Genomic DNA, 18,562 nt, shown 5'->3' with positions numbered 1-18,562 from the left:
TTGCTGCCCCGGCAGGCGGGGCAGCGCAAGGGTGTTTCAGCGATCCGGGGTGTGCCACTCGGCCGGCGGCACGTCGCGCCGCCGCAGCCGCAGCGCAAGACCGATGGCCACGCCGGTGCCGATGGCGACGGTCAGGTCGGTCACCACGGTCAGCACCAGAGTCAGCAGCAGCAGGATCCGATCAGACATCCGCCCCTGCATGTAGCTGCGCCACTTGTCCGGCTCGCTCATGTTCCAGGCGGTCAGCATCAGCAGCGCCGCCAGCGCCGGCATCGCGAGATACCCCGCCAGCGGGGCCGCCAGCATCATCACCACGAGAATGGTCAGCGCGTGCACCAGCCCGGCGACCGGCGTCTTGCCGCCCGCGCGCACGTTGGTCGCTGTCCGGGCGATGGCGCCGGTCGCGGGCAACCCGCCGAACAGCGCCGAGCCGATATTGGCCAGACCCTGCGCGCGGACCTCGGCATTGGGACGGTGCTGACCGCCGATCATCCGGTCGGACACCATCGCCGAAAGGAGCGATTCGACCCCGGCCAGAAAGGCGATGACGGCAGCCGAGGGCAGCAGTTCGATCACCCGCGAATAGGAGAGCTCGGGCAGCTTGGGCATCGGCAGGTGATCGGGCAAGGCGCCAAAGCGGGAATAGATCGAATCCACCGGCAGGGTCAGCACCGCGGCAATGGCCGAGCCTGCCCCCACCGCAACGATCAACCCCGGAAAGCGCGGGAACAGGCGCCGCAGCGCCACGATGGCGATCAGCGTGAAAAGCCCGATGCCAAGGCTTTCCCAGCCCATCGAATCGCGCGCCGCCCAGAGCGCCGGGACCTTCTCGACGAAATCCGCCGGCACCTCGTCCATCGAAAGGCCAAAGAAATCCTTGAGCTGGCTGGTGCCGATGATCACCCCGATGCCGATGGTGAACCCGTTGATCACCGGTTCCGGCACGTGCGCAATGAGATTGCCCGCCCGCAGGTAGCCCGCGATCAGCAGCAGCATCCCGGCCATCAGCGTGGCCAGCACCAGCCCGTCATATCCGTGTTCCGCGATCACCCCGTAGACCACCACGATGAAGGCGCCGGTCGGCCCGCCGATCTGCACCCGGCTGCCGCCGAAGGCCGAAATCAGGAAACCCGCAACGATGGCGGTGACCAGCCCGGCGGCCGGGTCGGCGCCAGATGCAATGGCAATGGCGAGGCTGAGCGGCAGCGCCACCATCGCCACGGTCACACCGGCCAGAACATCGGTGCCGAAATCGGGCAGGGTATAGGATTGCAAAGTGGTCAGGATCTTGGGTTTCATTAAACGGGCCCATGCATGTCGAGTTGAAAGGGCAGGTCCCCGCGTCGCCCCGTTCGGGGTGACGTCGGTCGCGGGCGGGTTTGCACGCGGCCCCGCTGGGGCGTCGAAGTCGACGCGGCAGCCAAGCGGGATCCTGTCCAGATAAGAATCAGCGCATAAAAAGCGATGGACGCGCCAGTTGCAACTCCCCACGATATAAAAAATGGGCGGCCAAAAGGCCGCCCTTGGGATCGAGAGGATGTGTCGCCCGGTGTCAGCGGTGAACGTGCACCACGCGCTTGTTGACAACCTTCTTGCGGATCACTTGCACCTGCCGCTGAGGGGGACGCTGCACGTGGGGCTGATGGGCGCGGGGCGGCTGCTGAACGCGGGGCGCACGGTATTGCGGGTTGTAGTGGTGCTGCGGCTGATAGACGGGCCGCGGCGGCTGATAAACGTGGTGCGGCGGCTGGTGGACCACGACCTTGCGCTGATGCACGACGGTGGCGCGGTCGTTGCGGCTGTCCTCGATGGCGGCCCCGAGGATGGCGAGGCCGACGAGACCGGCAAAGATGCGCGCGGCGTCGTCGCCGGCACGGGCCGGGGCGGCGGTGGCGCCGGTGATGGCCACCACCAGCGCGAGGCCCGAAACCAGGGCGATGAAGGAGCGGTGCGAGAAATTCTTGCGGGTCATTATGTGTTTCCTTTCGGGGTTGGGTCGCGGCGGGGGAATGCCGCAGCGGTGATGCAGCCACCCTCGCCCCGACCCGTCCGGACAGGCAATAACGGCCCGCTGATATCGGATAACAGCTGCCGCAAGGCCCTGTGGTTATTGAATATCCGGCGCGCTGCGGTCAGGATGGCCGCATGAAACAGATCCTGCTTTCCATCGCCCTGATCGCCGGTCTCGTGGCGGCCGCGCCAGCCTCGGCGGCGGAGTGCTTTGCCGATTACAAGGCCAAGCGCGACAACCCGCTGAAGCTGCATTACGGCGTCATGCAATTGCGCGGCGGCTGTGACCGCCAATCGGCGCGGGCCGAGGTTTCGGCCCGGCTGCAACAGAACGGCTGGACCCTTCTGAACGTTATGTCGGTGTTCGGCCCCGAGGGGCTGGACGGGAGGAGGGCCAATGCCGGACGCTTCTATCTCCGGTTCTGAGGCGCGCCGCCCCGGCGCCCGGATCGTCGGGATCGGGATCGCGGCGATCGTGGCGATCCTGGTCGTTGCCGGCGCTGTGCTGCTGCTGACGCTGCCCGACGCCAACGCGTTCAACGCGCGGGTGGAGCGGCTGTTCGTCGAGAGCGACCTGACCACGGGCGCCGAGATCAAGCTGCTGGAGATCCTGGCGCAATCGGGCACCGCCTTTGCCGACACGCTGGCCAGCTACCGTATGGTGATCTTCGTGCTGCTGCTATTTGCCACCGCGATGATGGTGGCCGCCCTGGTGTTCCTGGTGCTGCTGGCCGGGCTGAACCGGCGCATGGCCCAGATCGAGCGTGCGGGAATCCAGGTCAACTCGCTGCTGATCAGCCGCGAGGAGAATACCGTCTATCTCAACAACATGGATTTCAAGCTGACGGCGGCGGCGATGGAGACGCTCTCGGTTCTGGCCGAGGCGCGGCTGGATGACGAGGTGCTCTCGGGCGTGGAGATCGAGGCGGTGATCTCGGGGCGCGACGCGGCGGATTGCGAAGAGGCCGCCGGAGCCACCCGAATCAAGCGGCTTCGCGACACGCTGGGCAACCAGATGGTGAGCGAGCTTCTGGTCAAGAACATCGCGCGGCGCGGCTACATGCTGGCGATCGAGAAGGACGTGATCCGGATGGTATGAGGGGCGTCTTGGTTGCCGCCCGGGGGCCGGTTTGAGCCGCAAACGGATGGAGCCGACGCGGGACGGGTTGCGGCGGGGTTGACTTCACCCGGCGTGGCCGCCCTTCTTTCGCGCAACAGACAGGAGGCCAGATGCAAACCCCATTCGACCAGGAACTCGAAGAGCGGCTGACCCGCTATGCCGCCATCGACAGCCAGAGCGACGAGGATTCGCCCACATCGCCGAGCACCGAGGTGCAGTTCGGCATGCTGCGCCTGCTGGAGGCCGAGTTGACGGGGATCGGCGCGCAGGATGTGACGCTCACCGGTTACGGCACCGTGCTGGCCACCATCCCCGGCACTGTGCCCGGCCCTACCGTCGGCCTGCTGGCGCATGTGGACACCGCGCCGCAGTTCAACGCCAGCGGCGTGAAACCGCGGGTGATCAGGGGCTATAACGGCGGCGATATCACCTATCCCGACGATCCCGCACTGGTGCTCTCGCCCGAAGCCTCGCCCTATCTTGCGGACAAGATCGGCGATGACATCATCACCGCCTCGGGGCTGACCCTGCTGGGCGCGGACGACAAGGCCGGGGTTGCGATCATCATGACCGCCGCGCGGCACCTGCTGGAAAATCGCCAGATCGAACACGGGCCGATCCGCATCGCCTTTACCCCTGACGAGGAGATCGGGCGCGGCGTGGACGAGCGGTTGCCCAAGGACCTGGGCGCCGATTTCGCCTATACTTTCGACGGCGGCAAGGTCGGGGAACTGGAGTACGAGACCTTTTCCGCCGATGCCGCCGAGGTGATGATCACCGGCGTCTCCATCCACCCCGGCTTTGCCAAGGGCAAGATGGTCAACGCGATCCATCTGGCGTCGAAGATCATCGAATGCCTGCCGCAGGCCACCATGACGCCGGAGGTGACCGCAGGGCTGGAAGGGTTCTGGCACGCCACCGAGATGACCGGCGGCTCGTCGGAAATGAAGATCAAGCTCATCCTGCGCGATTTCGAGATGGACGGGCTAGAGCAGAAGGGCGAGATGCTGCGCGCGGTCTGCGCGGCGGTGCAGGCGACCGAGCCGCGCGCCACCATCACCTGCGAGATCCGCCCGCAGTACCGCAACATGCGCTATTGGCTGGAACAGGACATGACGCCGGTGGAGCTGGCGCTGGACGCCTGCCGCGAGTTGGGGCTCGATCCCGTCTCGGTTCCGATCCGGGGCGGCACCGACGGCTCGCGCCTGACCGAGATGGGAGTGCCCTGCCCCAACCTCTTTACCGGCATGCAGAACATCCACGGCCCGCTGGAATGGATCTCGGTGCAGGACATGGGCGCGGCGACAAACCTGTGCCTGAGGCTGGTGGAACGGGCGGCGAAGGGCGGGTGAGCGGCCTCCGCTCGGCTCCTGAAACCCGGCTTCAACGCCCGTCCTCAGTGTCCGTCGTCAGCGCCCGTCGGCCGCGTCCATCAGCCGGCGGACCCATCGGCCCGCCGCCCAGGCGGCCGGCACGCCCAGCGGGACCGACAGCAGCAGCGCGGTCACCGGCGTTGGCGCGGTCAGGCCGATGGCCTGGCCCATCAGCCCGAGCATGAACAGGTTGATCGCCACCGCCGCCGCCGCGAAGGGGTAGAGCAGCAGCGCCAGTCGCCGCACCGGCCAGCGCCCGGACTGGCCGGGCGTCTCAGTGGCTGGTGCCTTCGGAAAAGGTGATCTTGTTCCAGACATTGTATTTCCCCGAGGGTTTGCGCATCGGCAGGCGTCGGACCTCGTCCAGCGTGGCGGCGTCATAGACGATGACGGCGCCGTCCTCCTCCCAGACCGACACCAGTGCGAAACGCCCGTCTCGGGTGAACTCCACATGCGCGACGGTGGCGCCGGGAACCGGGCGCAGGGTTTTCACGATTTCCAGGCTCTGCTTGTCGATCACATGGATCGCGTCCTTGTTCGGGCCGAAAAACACGTCGGCCCAGAAATACGGCGTGTTCTCGTGGCTGCGCAGGAAAAACCCCGGCCCCTCGGTCCGGATCGTGGCGATCCGCTCCCAGCTTTCGGTGTCGATCACCGAGAGTTTGCCCTCCTTCAAGTGCGGCGTCGCCATCACCCGGTGGCCGTCCCGCTCCCAACTGATGCCGGAGCCCAGGTGCGGCATCCCCTCAAGCGGCAGTTCGGCGATCTCGCGACCGACGTTCAGGTTGACCACCACCGCGCGCATACCGTCGCGCGCAGCACCGATCAGGTTGCGGTAATCGTCCGAGAAAAAGAAATCGTCCAGCGGTTCCGACACCTCGATCCGGTGCCGCGCGAACAACCCCTGCGAGGAAGGCAGCGCCTCGACCATATCCTTTTCGCGGCTGTGCACGAACCCTTCATAGACCGGGTCGGCCTCCGGGTCGGTCGCGACCTCCCAGATCTCCGGCGCGTCCTTGAGCGCGAGGATAAAGCTCTTGCGTTGCGGCGCCTGGTAGACCGCCGAGACACGGCTTGACTGCCCGGACCGGGCCACCACCGGCATCACCCGGACCACCGAAAGATCCTCGGTCGCGAGCAGGGTCAATGTCATCGGCAGGTAGTTGGCCACCGCCAGCCATTTGCCGTCATGGCTGATGGCGATGTTGCGGCTGTTCAGACCGGCGCGCAGGCGGCCGACCTCCTGCAGGGCCCAGAGATCGTATTTCTGCACCCAGCCGTCGCGCGACATGATGAAGACATAGCGCCCGTCGGGGGTGAACTTCGGCCCGCCGTGCACGGCAAAGGGGGTCGGGAACCGGTCAAGCACCTCGAAGGTGTCGCCGTCCAGAACGCTGACATGGTGATCGCCGGTTTCCACCACCAGCGTGATGTTCATCGGGTCGGCCTCCCAGGCCGGTGCCGCAACCGGCAGGTAATCGGGGTTCACCTTCCGGCTGGCCTCGATCTCGGTTCGGGTCCAGTCGGGAACCTCGGCTAGCGGGGTCTTCAGCCAGGCCGCCAATTCCTCCACCTCTGCGGCATCCAGCCTGTCCGCGAAACCGGCCATCTGGGTGGCCGGCCGCCCCTGCAGGATCGTCCGGGTCAGGTTCGGCCCGCGCATCCGCCCCAACGTCTGCGGAATCAGCGCCGGCCCGGTGCCGCCCAGCCGGTCGCCCCCGTGGCAGGCGGCGCAATGCGCGGCGTAGCTCTGTGCCGGGTCGGATTGAACCGGCCCGGCCAGCGCCAGCAGCGCCACCGCCGCAAATCGGGCCAGGCGTCCTGTCTTCTTCTCGTTCCAAATACTCCCGCCGGAGGCATCCGCCCTCGGGGCCGGGTGCAGGGGGTCAGAAAAACCGGTGTTGCGGATCATGGCGCTTGCCTCGGAACGGGGTGGTTTGCAGGCGATCGGCGGCATCCACGCCGATCTCCTCGTTGGTCAGGTAGCAGGCCGGATCCTCGGCCCAGGGATCGCCGGTCAGTTGCAGCGCGCGGATGCGGGTGTTGCCGCCGCAGACATCGCGCAGCGCACAGGCGCCGCAGCGCCCCTTGAGCGGCCGGGGCCGGGTGCGCAGGGTGGCCAGCATCGGGTCATCGCCGGTCCAGAGCCGGGAAAACGGAGTCTGTTTCACATTGCCGACGGTGTAATCCGACCAGTAGGTGTCCGGATGCACCTTGCCGAGGAAATCGATATTGGCCACGCCCAGCCCCGAGGAGTTGCCGCCCCAGGCCGCCAGATGCGCGCGCAGGTTGGCAACCCGGTCGGCATCGAAATGGCGCGCCGCCCAGTGCAGCAGATAACCGGCGTCCGCGTCGTTATTGCCGGTGACGATGTCCAGCGGCGCCCCCCCCGATGCGGCCTGCCAGGCGCGGTCGATCAGCAGGTCGAGCGCGTGGCGGCTGCGGGCGTGCGCGGCATCCTCGCCACGGTTCTTGTCGCCGCGCCCGGCATAGACCAGATGCGACAGGTAAAACTTGTCCACGCCCTCGTCGTCGCAGAGCTTCAACAGGTCGGGCAGGTGATGCTGGGTGCCCTCGGTCAGGCAGAACCGCAGCCCGACCCGAACCCCGCGTTTCTTCAGTGCTCGCACCCCGCGCAGGGCGGCGTCAAAGGCGCCATCGACGCCGCGGAACCAGTCGTTGGTGGCACCGATGCCGTCGATCGAGATGCCGACATAGTCGAACCCGATGTCGGCGACGCGGTCGGCGGTGTCGCCGTGGATTTTCGTCCCATTGGTGGAGAGCGCCAGCACCCGCACCAGATCGCGGGCGCGGGTGGCGATGTCGAACAGGTCGCGCCGGTCCAGCGGCTCTCCGCCCGAAAGGATCAGCGCGGGCACGCGGAACCGCCCGAGATCCTCGAGCGTCTGCATCGCCTGTTGCGGGGAAAGCTCGCCGGGGAAATCCACATCGGCCGAGACGGTATAGCAATGGCGGCATTTCAGGTTGCAGCGGCGCGTCAGGTTCCAGATCACCACCGGTTTGACCGGCCCGCTGCCGCGTCGCTTGCGCGGCGGCGTGGGCGCAACCAGCTGGTGCATGTACTCGGTCAGGCGGAACATGCGGCTACCCCCGCTTGCGGAGCCGCAGCCCCGTCTTTTTCAGGATCCGGGTGGAATAAAGGATATCATCGCCGCGCCGTGCCTCGCCCAGCAGATCGCGGATCTGCGCGCGCTTGGCCTCGACCTCCTCTCGGGTCTCGCCGTGCACCATGGCGAAAAGGTTGAAGGGCCAGTCCGGCAGCGCGCGCGGGCGTTCATAGCAGTGCGTGACAAAGGGCAGCGCGCCGATCTGCGCGCCAAGTTCGGCGATGCGATCATCGCCCACGTCCCACACTGTCATGCCATTGGCGGTCATGCCCAGCTGAAAGTGATTGGGCGCGGCGGCGATGCGGCGGATCACGCCTGTGGATTTCATCGCCGCCAGCCGGTCGGTCACCACGGCCTCGGTCAGGCCGAGCCGGTCGGCGACCTCGGCATAGGGCGCCGGCACCAGCGGCAGCCCGCCCTGCAGCGCCTCGATGAGGACGCGGTCTGTGCTGTCGATGCTCATGCAGCCACCCGAAACCCGATGTAGAATTCCTGCAGTTTGGGAAACCGCAGCACCTTGAGCCCGGTTTCCCGCTCGATGGCATCGGCTGTCTGCGCGATCCCCTCGGGCGTCTCGGTCGCCAGAACAAACCACATGTTCAGCCGGTGCGCGCGTTCATAGTTGTGCGCGACCTCCGGTCTTGCATTGACCTTGGTCAGGACCGCGTCGAAATCTGCGGCTGGCACCGCCATCGCGCAAAGGCAGAACGCCCCGCCCATCGCGGCGGCGTCGAAGAACGGGCCGAACCGGGTGATGTAACCTTCGTCGCGCAGCCAGGTCACACGGTCCAGCAGCGCCGGCTCGGTGAGCTCCAACCGCGCGGCCAGCGCCGCAAAGGGGCGGTGGGTCAGCGGCAGATCCTCCTGCAACAGGTTCAGAAGTGCGCGGTCGGTCTTGTCCGGTCGGATCATGCGGAATGCCCCCTCTTGGCCGATATCATCGCCCCGGTCTGTTTGTAGCAATGGGTCGAGAACAGCACCTTGTGCGTCGCGCCGGCCAGCTCGGACAGGGTGGCAGCGCCCCGCAGGATTTCCAGCGCTTCGGGGCGGCTGCGGGCGTGGATCATCGAAAACAACCGATAGGGCCAGACCCCCGGCACGATCTGCCGCTCATAGCACAGCGTCACGCCGGGATGCGCGGCCAGCGCCGGGCCGGCACGGTCGATGCGATCCGCCGCGATGTCCCAGACCACCATCGCGTTGGCCCGCCAGCCCAGCGCCCGGTGCCGCACGATCACCCCCAGCCGGGTGATGAGGCCGGCCGCCAGCAGGGCGCCGATACGGGTCAAAATCTCCGCCTCGGGGCGATCCAGCCGCTCGGCCAGCGCGGCATAGGGGCGCGCGGTCAGGGTCAGACCCCGGGTCAGCGCCTGCAGGATGTCGCGGTCACCGGGGCGCAGGGCGGCACGGTCGGCCGGGCGCGCCGGGGGCACCGGCATCCGTACACCTCCGCCCATGCGAAACCCCAGGTCGACGTTGAAGGCCCGCACCATCGGCAGATCCAGCACCCGCAGCCCGGCGCGCGCCTCGATCCGTTCCAGCGCGGCGTCGATATAGGCGCGGTCCGGGCCGGTGAGGACGAACCACAGGTTCCACATATCCTCGCGCAGGTAGGAATGGTTGACCCCCGGTTCGGTGCCGATGATGGCGGCGACCTCGTCGATGCGCGGATGCGGCGCGGCGATGGCGGCCAGCGTGCTGGCCGACACCGTGTTGGGCGCGCAGGTGGCGCCGACCCGGGTGATCCGGCCGTTCTGGCGCATCTTTTCGAGCCGCCCAAGCACCTCACCCTCGGTCAGCCCAAGGGCCTGCGCGAGCGCAACAAAGGGCGCCGGTTCGACCGGAAAATCGCGCTGCCAGTTGTCCAGCAGGTCGCGGTCGATGGGGTCTGCGACGATCTGCATCGGTTACAACCCGGTTCGGTGCGCGCGCGCGGTGAAGAAAATGCCGGAGGGGCTGTCGGCGTCGATCTCGCCGATCTTTTCAAAACTCCGGGTGTCATAGATCATGACCTTTCCGGCATCGCGGACACTGATCCAGACCTGGTGCCCGCGCGGGGTAAACTCCATGTGCAGCACCGCCGGTCCGGGTTTGAACTGGTGGATCACCTGCTTGGTCACGGTGTCTATCACCTGCACCGTGTCGTTCAGCGGGTGCGCGAAATTCACCCAGACCTGTCGCCCGTCGGGGCGGGCCATGGCAAAGACCGGTTGGCCGTGGGTATCGGTGCGGCCGGATTCCGTAAGCGTGGCGGCGTCGATCCAAAGCACCTGATGGTGCCCGACAGCGGGCAGGACAAAGTCGCGCCCGGTCAGCGCCCACCCCTCAAGATGCGGCATCTTGTAGACCGGCAGTTGCCGCTCACCGCGCCCGTAGCCGGGCAGCACCCGGATTGGGGTGGGGGTGTCGTCCCACAGATCCAGCGCGGTCAGCCCGTCCTCACCGAACAGCCCGGCGATATAGGTGCGGCCGTTGGCGGTGATCAGCGCGTCATAGGGGTTTTTGCCGATGCCGGGGATCTTGGTGATCTGCGGCACTTCGCCCGAGAGATCGGCGATCCAGGTCTCGCCCGCGTCCCACAGGGAAAAGACAAAGCGGCGGCCCGGCGCATCGACCAGACCGATGGTCTTGGACCCGGTCGGAATGTCGGCGACCATCTCCAGCGTATCGGCGTCAAAGATATGCACCCCGCCGGGCTCATAGTTCGACACCGCGACAAGTTTGCCATCGTCGGAAATCGCACCGCCGATGGAATTGCCCGCCTGCATCACCCGGGCGGCGATCTGCCGCGTGACGATGTCCACCTTGGTCAGCCCGCCGTCGCGGCCGAAAACATAGGCGAACCGTTCGTCCGGCGAATAGACCAGCGAGGCATGGCTGAGATCGCCCAGCCCCCCGATCCGGGCCAGCGCGGCGCGGTCGGACTGATCGACCAGCAGAACCGAGCCGGTCGCGCGCTCGATGACAAGGCCAAGGTCGCCGGTGGCGACGGTCTGCGCGGCGGTTTCGGCCATCGGGGCGGCGGGCGCGGCCAGGAGCAGGGCCAGCGCCGCGGCGAAAACCCGGGTCATTTCGGAGCCTCCTTCAGCAGGTAGTCGGCGATCCAGGCAGCCTCTTGCTCAGTCAGGAGCGGGCGCCAGGGCGGCATCGCGGTTTCCGGGATACCGTCGAGGATCACCGTGCGGAGCGTTTCGGGGTCGTAATGGGCCAGGGCCGGGGCGCGCAGGTCGGGACCCAGCCCGCCCTTGAGCGTGAGCCCGTGGCAAGAGCCGCAATCCTGGTGCACCAGCCGTTTCAGTGGCGCCGGATCCGGCGCGTCGGCGGCGCGGGCTGTGTCGGGGAGCAGGAGCAGGCCCAAACCCAGACACGCCAGCCCGAGGATCGGCGCAACCTTATGCCCGCGCGGATCACCCACGGGCGCTGACCTGAGTTATCGCCTCGTCCGGCACCACCTGGCCGCGATAGAGCGAGACGACCTTGCCGATGATGAACAGCGTCGGCGCCGCCAGCCCGCTGTCGCGGCTGTCCGTTCCGATCCGCCCCAGCGAGGACAGCAGCCGGGTTTCCTCCGCCGTGGTGGCGCGCGAGACCGCCAGCACCGGGGTGCTGCCGGGCAGCCCCTCGGTCATCAGGCCGACCGCGATCTGGCCGATGCTGGCGACGCCCATGTAGATCACCAGCGTGGTGTCGGGATTGGCCAGCCGTTTCCAGTCGAGATCCAGCACCTGGTCCGCGGCGCGGTGGCCGGTAACATATTGCACGCCGGTCGCCAGGCCGCGATGGGTCAGCGGCACGCCGGCGACGCTGGCCGCGCCCTGCGCGGCGGTGATCCCGGGAACATGCTCCACCGCGATGCCGTGCTCGGCCAGGTGGGCCGCCTCCTCGGCGCCACGGCCGAAGATCAGCGGATCGCCCCCCTTCAGCCGCGCCACGATGTGCCCGGCGCCGGCCTCTTGCGCGAGGATGTCGTTGATCCGCTCCTGCGGGACCGGGTGATTATGCGGCGATTTGCCGACCGGGATCATCCGGGCCTCCGGCGGCGCCAGTGCGAGGATTTCGCGCGACACCAGCCGGTCGTAGACCACCGTGTCGGCGGTTTGCAGCAGGCGCAGCGCGCGCAGGGTCATCAGCTCCGGGTCGCCCGGCCCGGCGCCGATCAGAAAGACTTTTCCCGGCTGTGTCATGGCAATGTCCTTCAGGGGCGTTTGGGAAAGGCGCGGGCCGGATCGCGTCCGGCCCGCGCCGATTTTTGCCTGCGGATCAGTAGGTATCCGTCCGGGTGTTGTAGACGTTGAACTTGCCGGTCGGGGTGATCAGCCTCGGGTCCTTGATCACCGCCTTGAGCGTCAGCGTCTTGTCATCGACCACCACGATGGCGCTTTGCAGGTCCTTGGCGTTCCAGACCGAGAACCAGATCTCGTTGCCGGCCCGGTTGAACTCGCCCTGCACCACGCGCGGCTGGCCTTCGGAGATATCGGCCCATTCGACGATCGGCAGGGTGGCAAACTCCGGTTCCTCCTGGTCCAGGTCCGCGATCCTGAACACCGCGACCGAGCCGGAAATCTCGGCATCCGGGTTCAGCGTCGCATCGACATAGAGATGTTCCGAACTCGGGTGCGATTTCACGAAGAGCGATCCGCCGCCCAGCGCGTAAAGCTGTTGAACCATCTTCCAGGCCTGGTCGGGATGCCCCTCGGGGTCGGTGCCGATCAGCGCCACGGTGTCGTCGCCCAGGTGCGAGGTCGCCCAGACCGGCCCGTAGGTCGGGTGCATCAGGTTGGCACCGCGCCCCGGGTGCGGGGTCTGTCCGTCGGTATCCACGATGGCCGTGAGCGTGCCGGTCTTGGTGTCGATCACCGCCACCCTGTTGCGCGCGTTGGCGGCGGTCAGGAAATACCGCTTGGAGCTGTCCAGCCCGCCGTCATGCAGAAATCGCTCGGCCTCGACCTCGGTCACCTTCAGGTTCTTGATGTCCGAGTAATCGACCATCAGGATCTTGCCGGTTTCCTTCACGTTGACCAGGAACTCGGGGCGGAAGTGCGACGCCAGGATCGCCGCAACGCGCGGCTCGGGGTGATATTCCTGATCGTCATAGATCATGCCGCGGGTCGACTTGATCTTGAGCGGTTCCAGCGTGTCGCCATCCATGATCACGTATTGCGGCGGCCAGTAGGCGCCGGCAATGGCGTATTTGTCCTCCCACCCGTGCATTTTCGAGGTCTCGATCGAGCGCGCTTCGGAGCCGATCTTGATCTGGGCGACGGTGGCCGGGGTTTCCATCCACAAATCGATCATGTTGATCAGCGCATCGCGCCCGATCACGAACAGGTAGCGCCCCGAGGCAGAGATCCGGCTGATATGCACCGCGTAGCCGGTCTTGATCACCGAGTGGATCTGGTAGGTCGCGCCGTCGATCAGCGCCACCTCGCCGCTGTCGCGCAGGGTGACCGAGAACAGGTTGTCGATGTCGATATCGTTCATCTTCTCGGTCGGGCGCTGGTCCGGCGGAACGATCAGCTTCCAGCTTTCGCGCATCTGGGCCATGCCGAATTCCGGCGGCGCGGCCGGCTCCAGCAGGATGTAGCGCGCCATCATGTCGACCTCTTCCTCGGTCAGGTCGCCCGAGGTGCCCCAGTTGGGCATGCCGGCGGGCGAGCCGTAGGTGATGAAGTCGCGCAGGTATTCAAACCCATTCTCGCGGGTGATGTCGGTGGTCAGCGGTTTGCCCGTGGCCCCCTTGCGCAGCACGCCGTGGCAGCCGGCACAGCGTTCGAAATAGATCTTGTTGGCGATGTTGTATTCGTCCTCGGTCATCACCGGATCGCCCTCCCTGCGACCGGGGATCTCCACCCGCAACTCTCCCAGCGTGGTCATGCTGGGCTCATAGGCGGCGGCCGGGGTATCGGCGTGCGTCTTGGGCTTGTCCTGCGCGGCGAGCGGCGCGGCCAGCCCCATGGCAAAGGCCGCACTTGTCAAAAACAGGCGCGCGCGAATGGGGGTTCTTGGTCTCATAACGGTATCTCCGTTGTGCTGGTGAGGCTGGCCGGAGGTTGCGGGAACGCAAAGTGCTTCGCCTTGATTTATGTTAAGGTGGCGATTCAAAACGCGGCGTAGCCAAGACCGCATGGATCGATTCCTCGGACATGCGCGCGCCGCGCTGGCAGGTCTTCTGTTCCTGCTGCTGGGCGGAATGGGGGCCGCGCAGACCCGGCCCTCGTTCGAGGCCAGCGTACCGGCGGCGGAACCCGACTCCGCGATTGCCGCCGCCCTGCTCGGTGTCGATGGAACCGTCACGGTTTGGCCAGAGGGCCCGGATCGACCCGGCTGGCGCGTGACCGGCCCCGAGGGCCGGATCCTGGGATATATCGGGTCCAGCTGGGCGATTACGCATTCGGTCGGCTACTCGGGCCGCCCGATCGACATGCTGGTCGCGATCGACACGAAGGCGCATATCACCGGCGCCCGGCTGATGCGGCATAGCGAGCCTGTTCTCACCCTGGGCCTCTCCGAGGCCGACATCGCCGGTTTCGTCGCAGGGTTTTCCGGGATCGACCTGACCCGCCCGCTGGAAACCGCCGCCCGCGTCGAGGCGGACCAGCCCGACATCATTTCGCGCGCCACCGTGTCAACCGGGGTGATTCGCGATTCGATCCTGAGGGTGGGGCGCACGCTGGCGCTGGCGCAGGGTCTCATGGGCGGCGACCGAATCGACCGGCTAGGCTTTGCGCCGCATGGCTGGGCAGAGCTTTCCGCGATGGGCGCCATTGCCGCGACCCGGATCGACCGGACCCGGGCGGCCGAAGCGTTGGCGGGCGCGAAACACCCCCCGGAGCCCGGCGCGGGGGATTTCATCGATCTGCATGTGGCGCTGCTCGATCCGCCGGAAATCGGCCAGAACATCCTTGGCCAACAGGGGTACACCCGCGCGGTCGGGGCGCTTCCGGCGGGCAAGGTGGCGTTGTTCGTCGCCTCGCGCGGGGTGCAGTCCCATCGCGGCCTGAACTGGCGCCGCAGCGGCGTGTTCGACCGGATCGCGGTGCTGCAGGGCGGTCGGCGCCATGCCCTGCGCGCCGAGGGGTACACCCGGATCGACCGGCTGGCGGCGCAAGACGCGCCGGAGTTCAAGGAGCGCAGCCTGTTCCAGCTGGGCGGCGACGGGTTCGATCCCGCAGCACCCTTCCGTGTCGAGGTCACCGCCAGCCGCCCGGCGGAGGACGGCGGCGTGGTGTCGATGATGATCGGCGTCGATTACCGCCTGCCGGAGCACTTCCTGACCCCGCCGCCGCCGGAGCCCGAACCATTGTGGCGCGAGATCTGGCAGCGCAAATGGCCGGTGGTAATCGGCGTGCTGGCGATGCTGGTGGTATTGACCACCGCGTTGTTCGCGCAAGAGGCGCTGGTGCGGCGCAAGCGGGCCTGGCTGCGGTTCAGGCTGGGCTTTCTGACGGTCACGCTGTTCTGGCTGGGCTGGGGCGTGGGCGGGCAATTGTCGGTGGTGCAGGTGGTCGCCTTTCTGCAATCTCTGCTGAACGGGTTCCGCTGGGAGACCTTTCTGACCGAGCCGGTGATCTTCGTACTGTGGTGCTTCGTGGCGCTGGGGCTGCTGTTCTGGGGCCGCGGGGTCTATTGCGGCTGGCTCTGCCCGTTCGGCGCGTTGCAGGAATTGCTGAACGCGGCGGCCCGGCGGCTGGGAGTAAAACAGATCGCGGTGCCTAACGCGCTGCACGAACGGCTGTGGGTGATCAAATACACGCTGTTCATCACCATTCTGGCGCTGTCCTTCTACTCGATGAAGGACGCGCTGATCCTGGCCGAGGCGGAGCCGTTCAAGACCGCGATCTCGTTCCGGATGATCCGGGCCTGGCCCTTCGTCGTCTTTGTGCTGGCGCTCTTGGCGGCGGGGCTGTTCATCGAGCGGTTCTATTGCCGCTACCTCTGTCCGCTGGGCGCGGCGCTGGCGATCCCGGCCAAGCTGAAGATCTTCGACTGGCTGCACCGGCGCCCGCAATGCGGCCGCGAGTGCCGGCTGTGTGAACAGAAATGCACCGTCGGCGCGATCGACCCCCTTGGCCGAATCAACCCGAACGAATGCGTGTTGTGCCTGCGCTGCCAGGTGGTCCTGCACGACCCCGAAACCTGCCCGGTGCTGAAACGCCGGGCCCGTGGTGCATGAACGCGGCGCGAAACCGACCCCGGCTTGACTTTCGTTAAGGCTGTGCCGCCCGTCCGGGCCCAGTTTGCCGCCATTATCAACCTGGCGCAAAGGAGAGCCCAATGCGCGATGTCATGACAAAGAGCATGGCCCGCAACATTTTCTATGGCGGGTCGCTGTTCTTCATCATCATCTTTCTGGGCCTGTCGGTCCATTCACACCGTTATATCGTCACCACCTCAACCGACGCGGCCACGCTGACCGACAGCGTCGCGGCGGGCAAGCACATCTGGGAGGACAAGGGCTGCATCAACTGTCACACGATTCTGGGCGAGGGCGCCTATTTCGCCCCCGAACTGGCCAACGTAATGACCCGCTGGGGCGTCGAGGACGACCCCGAGGGCGCCTTTGACATCCTCAAGGGCTGGATGGAGTCCCAGCCCACCGGCATCGAGGGGCGCCGCCAGATGCCGCAGTTCAACCTGAACGACGAGGAAATTCGCAACATGGCCGACTTCCTGCTGTGGGTCGATTCGATCGACGCGCAGGACTGGCCGCCCAACGACGCGGGCTGAGGAGGCTGAAATCATGAAATACCAAACACAGAAAATCGCGCTGGCCTATTTCGGCGTGGCCATGGCGCTGTTCGCAACGCAGGTGAGCTTCGGGCTGCTGGCCGGCTGGATCTATGTCGCGCCCAATACCCTGTCGGAACTGCTGCCGTTCAACATCGTGCGGATGATTCATACCAACGCGCTGATCGTCTGGCTGCTGCTGGGGTTCTTCGGCGCCGCCTATTTCCTGATCCCGGAAGAGGCCGAACGCGAGATCCACAGCTCGAAACTGGCCTATCTGCAACTGGCGATCCTGGTGATCGGAACGCTGGGCGCGGTGCTGACCTATATGTTCAACCTGTTCGAGGGCAACTGGCTGCTCGGCAAGGAGGGGCGCGAGTTCATCGAACAGCCCAAATGGGTCAAGGTGGGCATCGTCGTGGCGGCGCTGATGTTCCTTTACAACGTCACCATGACGGTGCTGAAGGGCAAGAAGACCGCGATCACCGGCATCCTGCTGCTGGGGCTCTGGGGGCTGGCGCTGCTGTTCCTCTTCGCCTTCTACAACCCGTCGAACCTGGCGCTGGACAAGCAATACTGGTGGTACATCGTGCACCTCTGGGTCGAAGGCGTGTGGGAGTTGATCATGGCCTCGATCCTGGCCTTCCTGATGCTGAAGCTGACCGGGGTCGACCGCGAGGTGGTCGAGAAATGGCTCTATGTCATCGTCGCCGCGGCGCTGTTCTCGGGCATCCTGGGCACCGGGCACCATTACTTCTGGATCGGCACACCGGGCTATTGGCAGTGGATCGGGTCGATCTTCAGTTCGTTCGAGGTGGTTCCGTTCTTTGCGATGATGTCCTTTGCCTTCGTCATGGTCTGGAAGGGCCGCCGCGACCATCCCAACAAGGCGGCGCTGCTTTGGTCGCTGGGCTGTGCCACGCTGGCCTTTTTCGGGGCCGGTGTCTGGGGCTTCATGCACACGCTGCACGGGGTGAATTATTACACCCACGGCACCCAGATCACCGCCGCGCACGGTCACCTGGCGTTCTACGGGGCCTATGTCTGCCTCAACCTGGCGATCTTCACCTATGCGATGCCGATCCTTCGCGGGCGAGATCCCTATAACCAGGTGCTGAACATGGGCAGCTTCTGGCTGATGTCGGGCGGCATGGTCTTCATGACCTTCACGCTGACCTTTGCCGGCACCATCCAGACCCACATGCAAAGGGTCATCGGCGACTACTACATGGACGTGCAGGACCAGCTGGCGATCTTCTACTGGATGCGCTTCGGCGCCGGTGTGGCGGTTGTCGTCGGGGCGCTGCTGCTGCTCTACGCGCTCTGGGTGCCGCGCCGCGAGGTGATCGAACCCGGGCCCGCCCGGGCGCCGGCGGAGTGAGGCCGATGGACGGATCCTTGACCCTTGGAACGGGGGCGGCTAACGCCCCCTTCTACCTGGCGCAGGCGGATGAATGCGAAGTCTTCACCGCCGCCCATGACAACGGCCTGCCGGTCCTGCTCAAGGGGCCGACCGGCTGCGGCAAGACCCGGTTCGTCGCCCATATGGCGGCGAAACTGGGTCGACCGCTCTATACCGTGGCCTGTCACGATGACCTGGCCGCCGCCGACCTGATCGGGCGCTACCTGTTGAAGGGCGGGGAAACCGTCTGGGTCGACGGGCCGCTGACCCGCGCGGTGCGCGAGGGCGCGATCTGTTACCTCGACGAGGTGGTCGAGGCGCGCAAGGATGTCACCGTGGTGCTGCACCCGCTGACCGACGATCGCCGTATCCTGCCGATCGACCGCACCGGAGAGGAGTTGCAGGCCGCGCCCGGCTTCATGCTGGTGGCCTCCTACAACCCGGGCTACCAGAACATCCTGAAAACGCTGAAACCCTCGACCCGGCAGCGGTTCCTGTCACTCGAATTCGACTTTCCCCCGCCGGAGCTGGAGGAGCAGGTGGTCGCCAGCGAAAGCGGCCTTGCGCGTGATCGGGTGAAGCCGCTGGTGCGGCTGGCGGGCAAACTGCGCGGGCTCAAGGGACAGGACCTGGAAGAGGGGGTCTCGACCCGCCTCGTGGTCTATGCCGCGACCCTGATCGCCCAGGGCATGGGGCCGGATCGCGCCATTCGCGCGGCGATGATCGAACCCCTGACCGATGACGAGGATGTAAAACGCGGCCTCTTCGATCTTGTCACCGCTGTTTTCGGGTGAGGCCCGCG

General features: G+C 66.5%; 19 protein-coding genes. 7 read left to right on the top strand and 12 right to left on the bottom strand.

Annotation, left to right across the window (positions count from 1 at the left end):
• Nucleotides 1–36 precede the first annotated feature (36 nt).
• Together P1U75_RS19710 and P1U75_RS19705 are read right to left on the bottom strand one after the other, a co-directional pair.
• Nucleotides 37–1,299 (bottom strand): SulP family inorganic anion transporter, encoded by a 1,263-nt coding sequence (locus tag P1U75_RS19710; RefSeq protein ID WP_300246442.1) that lies wholly within the window; start codon nt 1,297–1,299, stop codon nt 37–39.
• 253 nt (nt 1,300–1,552) lie between these two features.
• Nucleotides 1,553–1,972 (bottom strand): hypothetical protein, encoded by a 420-nt coding sequence (locus P1U75_RS19705; protein WP_300246440.1) that lies wholly within the window; start codon nt 1,970–1,972, stop codon nt 1,553–1,555.
• Nucleotides 1,973–2,145: 173 nt separating this feature from the next.
• On the opposite strand from P1U75_RS19705, the gene P1U75_RS19700 reads away from it, so the two are divergent.
• The 3 genes from P1U75_RS19700 (at nt 2,146) to pepT (ending at nt 4,482) form a co-directional block, all read left to right on the top strand.
• On the top strand, nt 2,146–2,436 hold the full coding sequence (locus tag P1U75_RS19700; protein ID WP_300246437.1) for a hypothetical protein: 291 nt from the start codon (nt 2,146–2,148) through the stop codon (nt 2,434–2,436).
• Entirely contained in the window at nt 2,408–3,109 is a 702-nt protein-coding gene (locus P1U75_RS19695; RefSeq protein ID WP_300246435.1) for a hypothetical protein, read from the top strand. The genes P1U75_RS19700 and P1U75_RS19695 overlap by 29 nt, the downstream gene beginning before the upstream one ends.
• 131 nt (nt 3,110–3,240) lie before the next feature.
• Complete coding sequence (pepT, locus tag P1U75_RS19690; RefSeq protein WP_300246432.1) at nt 3,241–4,482, top strand: peptidase T; 1,242 nt, start codon at nt 3,241–3,243, stop codon at nt 4,480–4,482.
• A 57-nt stretch (nt 4,483–4,539) separates the two neighbouring features.
• Here the strand turns inward: pepT and P1U75_RS19685 are convergent, their stop codons facing one another.
• From P1U75_RS19685 to P1U75_RS19640, 10 genes are all read right to left on the bottom strand, one after another.
• The gene (locus P1U75_RS19685; protein ID WP_300246430.1) at nt 4,540–4,821 is read right to left on the bottom strand and encodes a hypothetical protein; all 282 of its coding nucleotides are present in this window, start codon (nt 4,819–4,821) and stop codon (nt 4,540–4,542) included.
• A complete protein-coding gene (locus P1U75_RS19680; RefSeq protein WP_300246405.1) occupies nt 4,778–6,415 on the bottom strand; it encodes a nitrite reductase in 1,638 nt (545 codons plus the stop codon). Before P1U75_RS19680 ends, P1U75_RS19685 begins: the two co-directional genes overlap by 44 nt.
• The gene (gene nirJ, locus P1U75_RS19675) at nt 6,390–7,604 is read right to left on the bottom strand and encodes a heme d1 biosynthesis radical SAM protein NirJ (protein ID WP_300246403.1); all 1,215 of its coding nucleotides are present in this window, start codon (nt 7,602–7,604) and stop codon (nt 6,390–6,392) included. The genes P1U75_RS19680 and nirJ overlap by 26 nt, the downstream gene beginning before the upstream one ends.
• A 4-nt stretch (nt 7,605–7,608) precedes the next feature.
• Nucleotides 7,609–8,094 carry an AsnC family transcriptional regulator gene (locus P1U75_RS19670; RefSeq protein ID WP_300246400.1) on the bottom strand — a complete coding sequence of 162 codons (486 nt, stop codon included), beginning with the start codon at nt 8,092–8,094 and terminating at the stop codon, nt 7,609–7,611.
• Nucleotides 8,091–8,543, bottom strand: a complete 453-nt coding sequence (locus P1U75_RS19665; protein ID WP_300246398.1) for an Lrp/AsnC family transcriptional regulator — start codon at nt 8,541–8,543, stop codon at nt 8,091–8,093. Before P1U75_RS19665 ends, P1U75_RS19670 begins: the two co-directional genes overlap by 4 nt.
• Complete coding sequence (locus P1U75_RS19660) at nt 8,540–9,535, bottom strand: AsnC family transcriptional regulator (protein ID WP_300246396.1); 996 nt, start codon at nt 9,533–9,535, stop codon at nt 8,540–8,542. Before P1U75_RS19660 ends, P1U75_RS19665 begins: the two co-directional genes overlap by 4 nt.
• A gap of 3 nt (nt 9,536–9,538) precedes the next feature.
• A complete protein-coding gene (locus P1U75_RS19655; RefSeq protein ID WP_300246394.1) occupies nt 9,539–10,702 on the bottom strand; it encodes a cytochrome D1 domain-containing protein in 1,164 nt (387 codons plus the stop codon).
• Nucleotides 10,699–10,977, bottom strand: a complete 279-nt coding sequence (locus P1U75_RS19650) for a cytochrome c (protein ID WP_300246471.1) — start codon at nt 10,975–10,977, stop codon at nt 10,699–10,701. Before P1U75_RS19650 ends, P1U75_RS19655 begins: the two co-directional genes overlap by 4 nt.
• A 61-nt stretch (nt 10,978–11,038) precedes the next feature.
• Nucleotides 11,039–11,815 carry a uroporphyrinogen-III C-methyltransferase gene (gene cobA, locus P1U75_RS19645; RefSeq protein ID WP_300246391.1) on the bottom strand — a complete coding sequence of 259 codons (777 nt, stop codon included), beginning with the start codon at nt 11,813–11,815 and terminating at the stop codon, nt 11,039–11,041.
• Between the two features lie 76 nt (nt 11,816–11,891).
• A complete protein-coding gene (locus tag P1U75_RS19640; protein WP_300246388.1) occupies nt 11,892–13,643 on the bottom strand; it encodes a nitrite reductase in 1,752 nt (583 codons plus the stop codon).
• A gap of 112 nt (nt 13,644–13,755) precedes the next feature.
• On the opposite strand from P1U75_RS19640, the gene P1U75_RS19635 reads away from it, so the two are divergent.
• The 4 genes from P1U75_RS19635 to P1U75_RS19620 all read left to right on the top strand — a co-directional run bounded on the left by P1U75_RS19635 (nt 13,756) and on the right by P1U75_RS19620 (nt 18,554).
• The gene (locus P1U75_RS19635; RefSeq protein ID WP_366915073.1) at nt 13,756–15,804 is read left to right on the top strand and encodes a 4Fe-4S binding protein; all 2,049 of its coding nucleotides are present in this window, start codon (nt 13,756–13,758) and stop codon (nt 15,802–15,804) included.
• A 101-nt stretch (nt 15,805–15,905) separates the two neighbouring features.
• On the top strand, nt 15,906–16,358 hold the full coding sequence (locus P1U75_RS19630; RefSeq protein WP_300246386.1) for a cytochrome c: 453 nt from the start codon (nt 15,906–15,908) through the stop codon (nt 16,356–16,358).
• A 13-nt stretch (nt 16,359–16,371) separates the two neighbouring features.
• Nucleotides 16,372–17,739, top strand: a complete 1,368-nt coding sequence (locus P1U75_RS19625) for a cbb3-type cytochrome c oxidase subunit I (RefSeq protein ID WP_300246384.1) — start codon at nt 16,372–16,374, stop codon at nt 17,737–17,739.
• Between the two features lie 5 nt (nt 17,740–17,744).
• Nucleotides 17,745–18,554 carry a CbbQ/NirQ/NorQ/GpvN family protein gene (locus P1U75_RS19620; protein ID WP_300246382.1) on the top strand — a complete coding sequence of 270 codons (810 nt, stop codon included), beginning with the start codon at nt 17,745–17,747 and terminating at the stop codon, nt 18,552–18,554.
• Nucleotides 18,555–18,562: the final 8 nt, after the last annotated feature.

The sequence above is a fragment of the Antarcticimicrobium sp. genome (assembly GCF_029212575.1).
Lineage (GTDB): Bacteria > Pseudomonadota > Alphaproteobacteria > Rhodobacterales > Rhodobacteraceae > Antarcticimicrobium.
The sequence above is the reverse complement of the archived record's forward strand: the minus strand, read 5'-3'. Positions and strand labels throughout refer to the sequence as shown.

Bases quoted from the DNA above. Each gene is read 5' to 3' on its own strand.
- P1U75_RS19710 (WP_300246442.1), bottom strand. From the start codon at position 1,299: ATGAAACCCAAGATCCTGACCACTTTGCAATCCTATACCCTGCCCGAT.
- P1U75_RS19705 (WP_300246440.1), bottom strand. From the start codon at position 1,972: ATGACCCGCAAGAATTTCTCGCACCGCTCCTTCATCGCCCTGGTTTCG.
- P1U75_RS19700 (WP_300246437.1), top strand. From the start codon at position 2,146: ATGAAACAGATCCTGCTTTCCATCGCCCTGATCGCCGGTCTCGTGGCG.
- P1U75_RS19695 (WP_300246435.1), top strand. From the start codon at position 2,408: ATGCCGGACGCTTCTATCTCCGGTTCTGAGGCGCGCCGCCCCGGCGCC.
- pepT (WP_300246432.1), top strand. From the start codon at position 3,241: ATGCAAACCCCATTCGACCAGGAACTCGAAGAGCGGCTGACCCGCTAT.
- P1U75_RS19685 (WP_300246430.1), bottom strand. From the start codon at position 4,821: ATGTCTGGAACAAGATCACCTTTTCCGAAGGCACCAGCCACTGAGACG.
- P1U75_RS19680 (WP_300246405.1), bottom strand. From the start codon at position 6,415: ATGATCCGCAACACCGGTTTTTCTGACCCCCTGCACCCGGCCCCGAGG.
- nirJ (WP_300246403.1), bottom strand. From the start codon at position 7,604: ATGTTCCGCCTGACCGAGTACATGCACCAGCTGGTTGCGCCCACGCCG.
- P1U75_RS19670 (WP_300246400.1), bottom strand. From the start codon at position 8,094: ATGAGCATCGACAGCACAGACCGCGTCCTCATCGAGGCGCTGCAGGGC.
- P1U75_RS19665 (WP_300246398.1), bottom strand. From the start codon at position 8,543: ATGATCCGACCGGACAAGACCGACCGCGCACTTCTGAACCTGTTGCAG.
- P1U75_RS19660 (WP_300246396.1), bottom strand. From the start codon at position 9,535: ATGCAGATCGTCGCAGACCCCATCGACCGCGACCTGCTGGACAACTGG.
- P1U75_RS19655 (WP_300246394.1), bottom strand. From the start codon at position 10,702: ATGACCCGGGTTTTCGCCGCGGCGCTGGCCCTGCTCCTGGCCGCGCCC.
- cobA (WP_300246391.1), bottom strand. From the start codon at position 11,815: ATGACACAGCCGGGAAAAGTCTTTCTGATCGGCGCCGGGCCGGGCGAC.
- P1U75_RS19640 (WP_300246388.1), bottom strand. From the start codon at position 13,643: ATGAGACCAAGAACCCCCATTCGCGCGCGCCTGTTTTTGACAAGTGCG.
- P1U75_RS19635 (WP_366915073.1), top strand. From the start codon at position 13,756: ATGGATCGATTCCTCGGACATGCGCGCGCCGCGCTGGCAGGTCTTCTG.
- P1U75_RS19630 (WP_300246386.1), top strand. From the start codon at position 15,906: ATGCGCGATGTCATGACAAAGAGCATGGCCCGCAACATTTTCTATGGC.
- P1U75_RS19625 (WP_300246384.1), top strand. From the start codon at position 16,372: ATGAAATACCAAACACAGAAAATCGCGCTGGCCTATTTCGGCGTGGCC.
- P1U75_RS19620 (WP_300246382.1), top strand. From the start codon at position 17,745: ATGGACGGATCCTTGACCCTTGGAACGGGGGCGGCTAACGCCCCCTTC.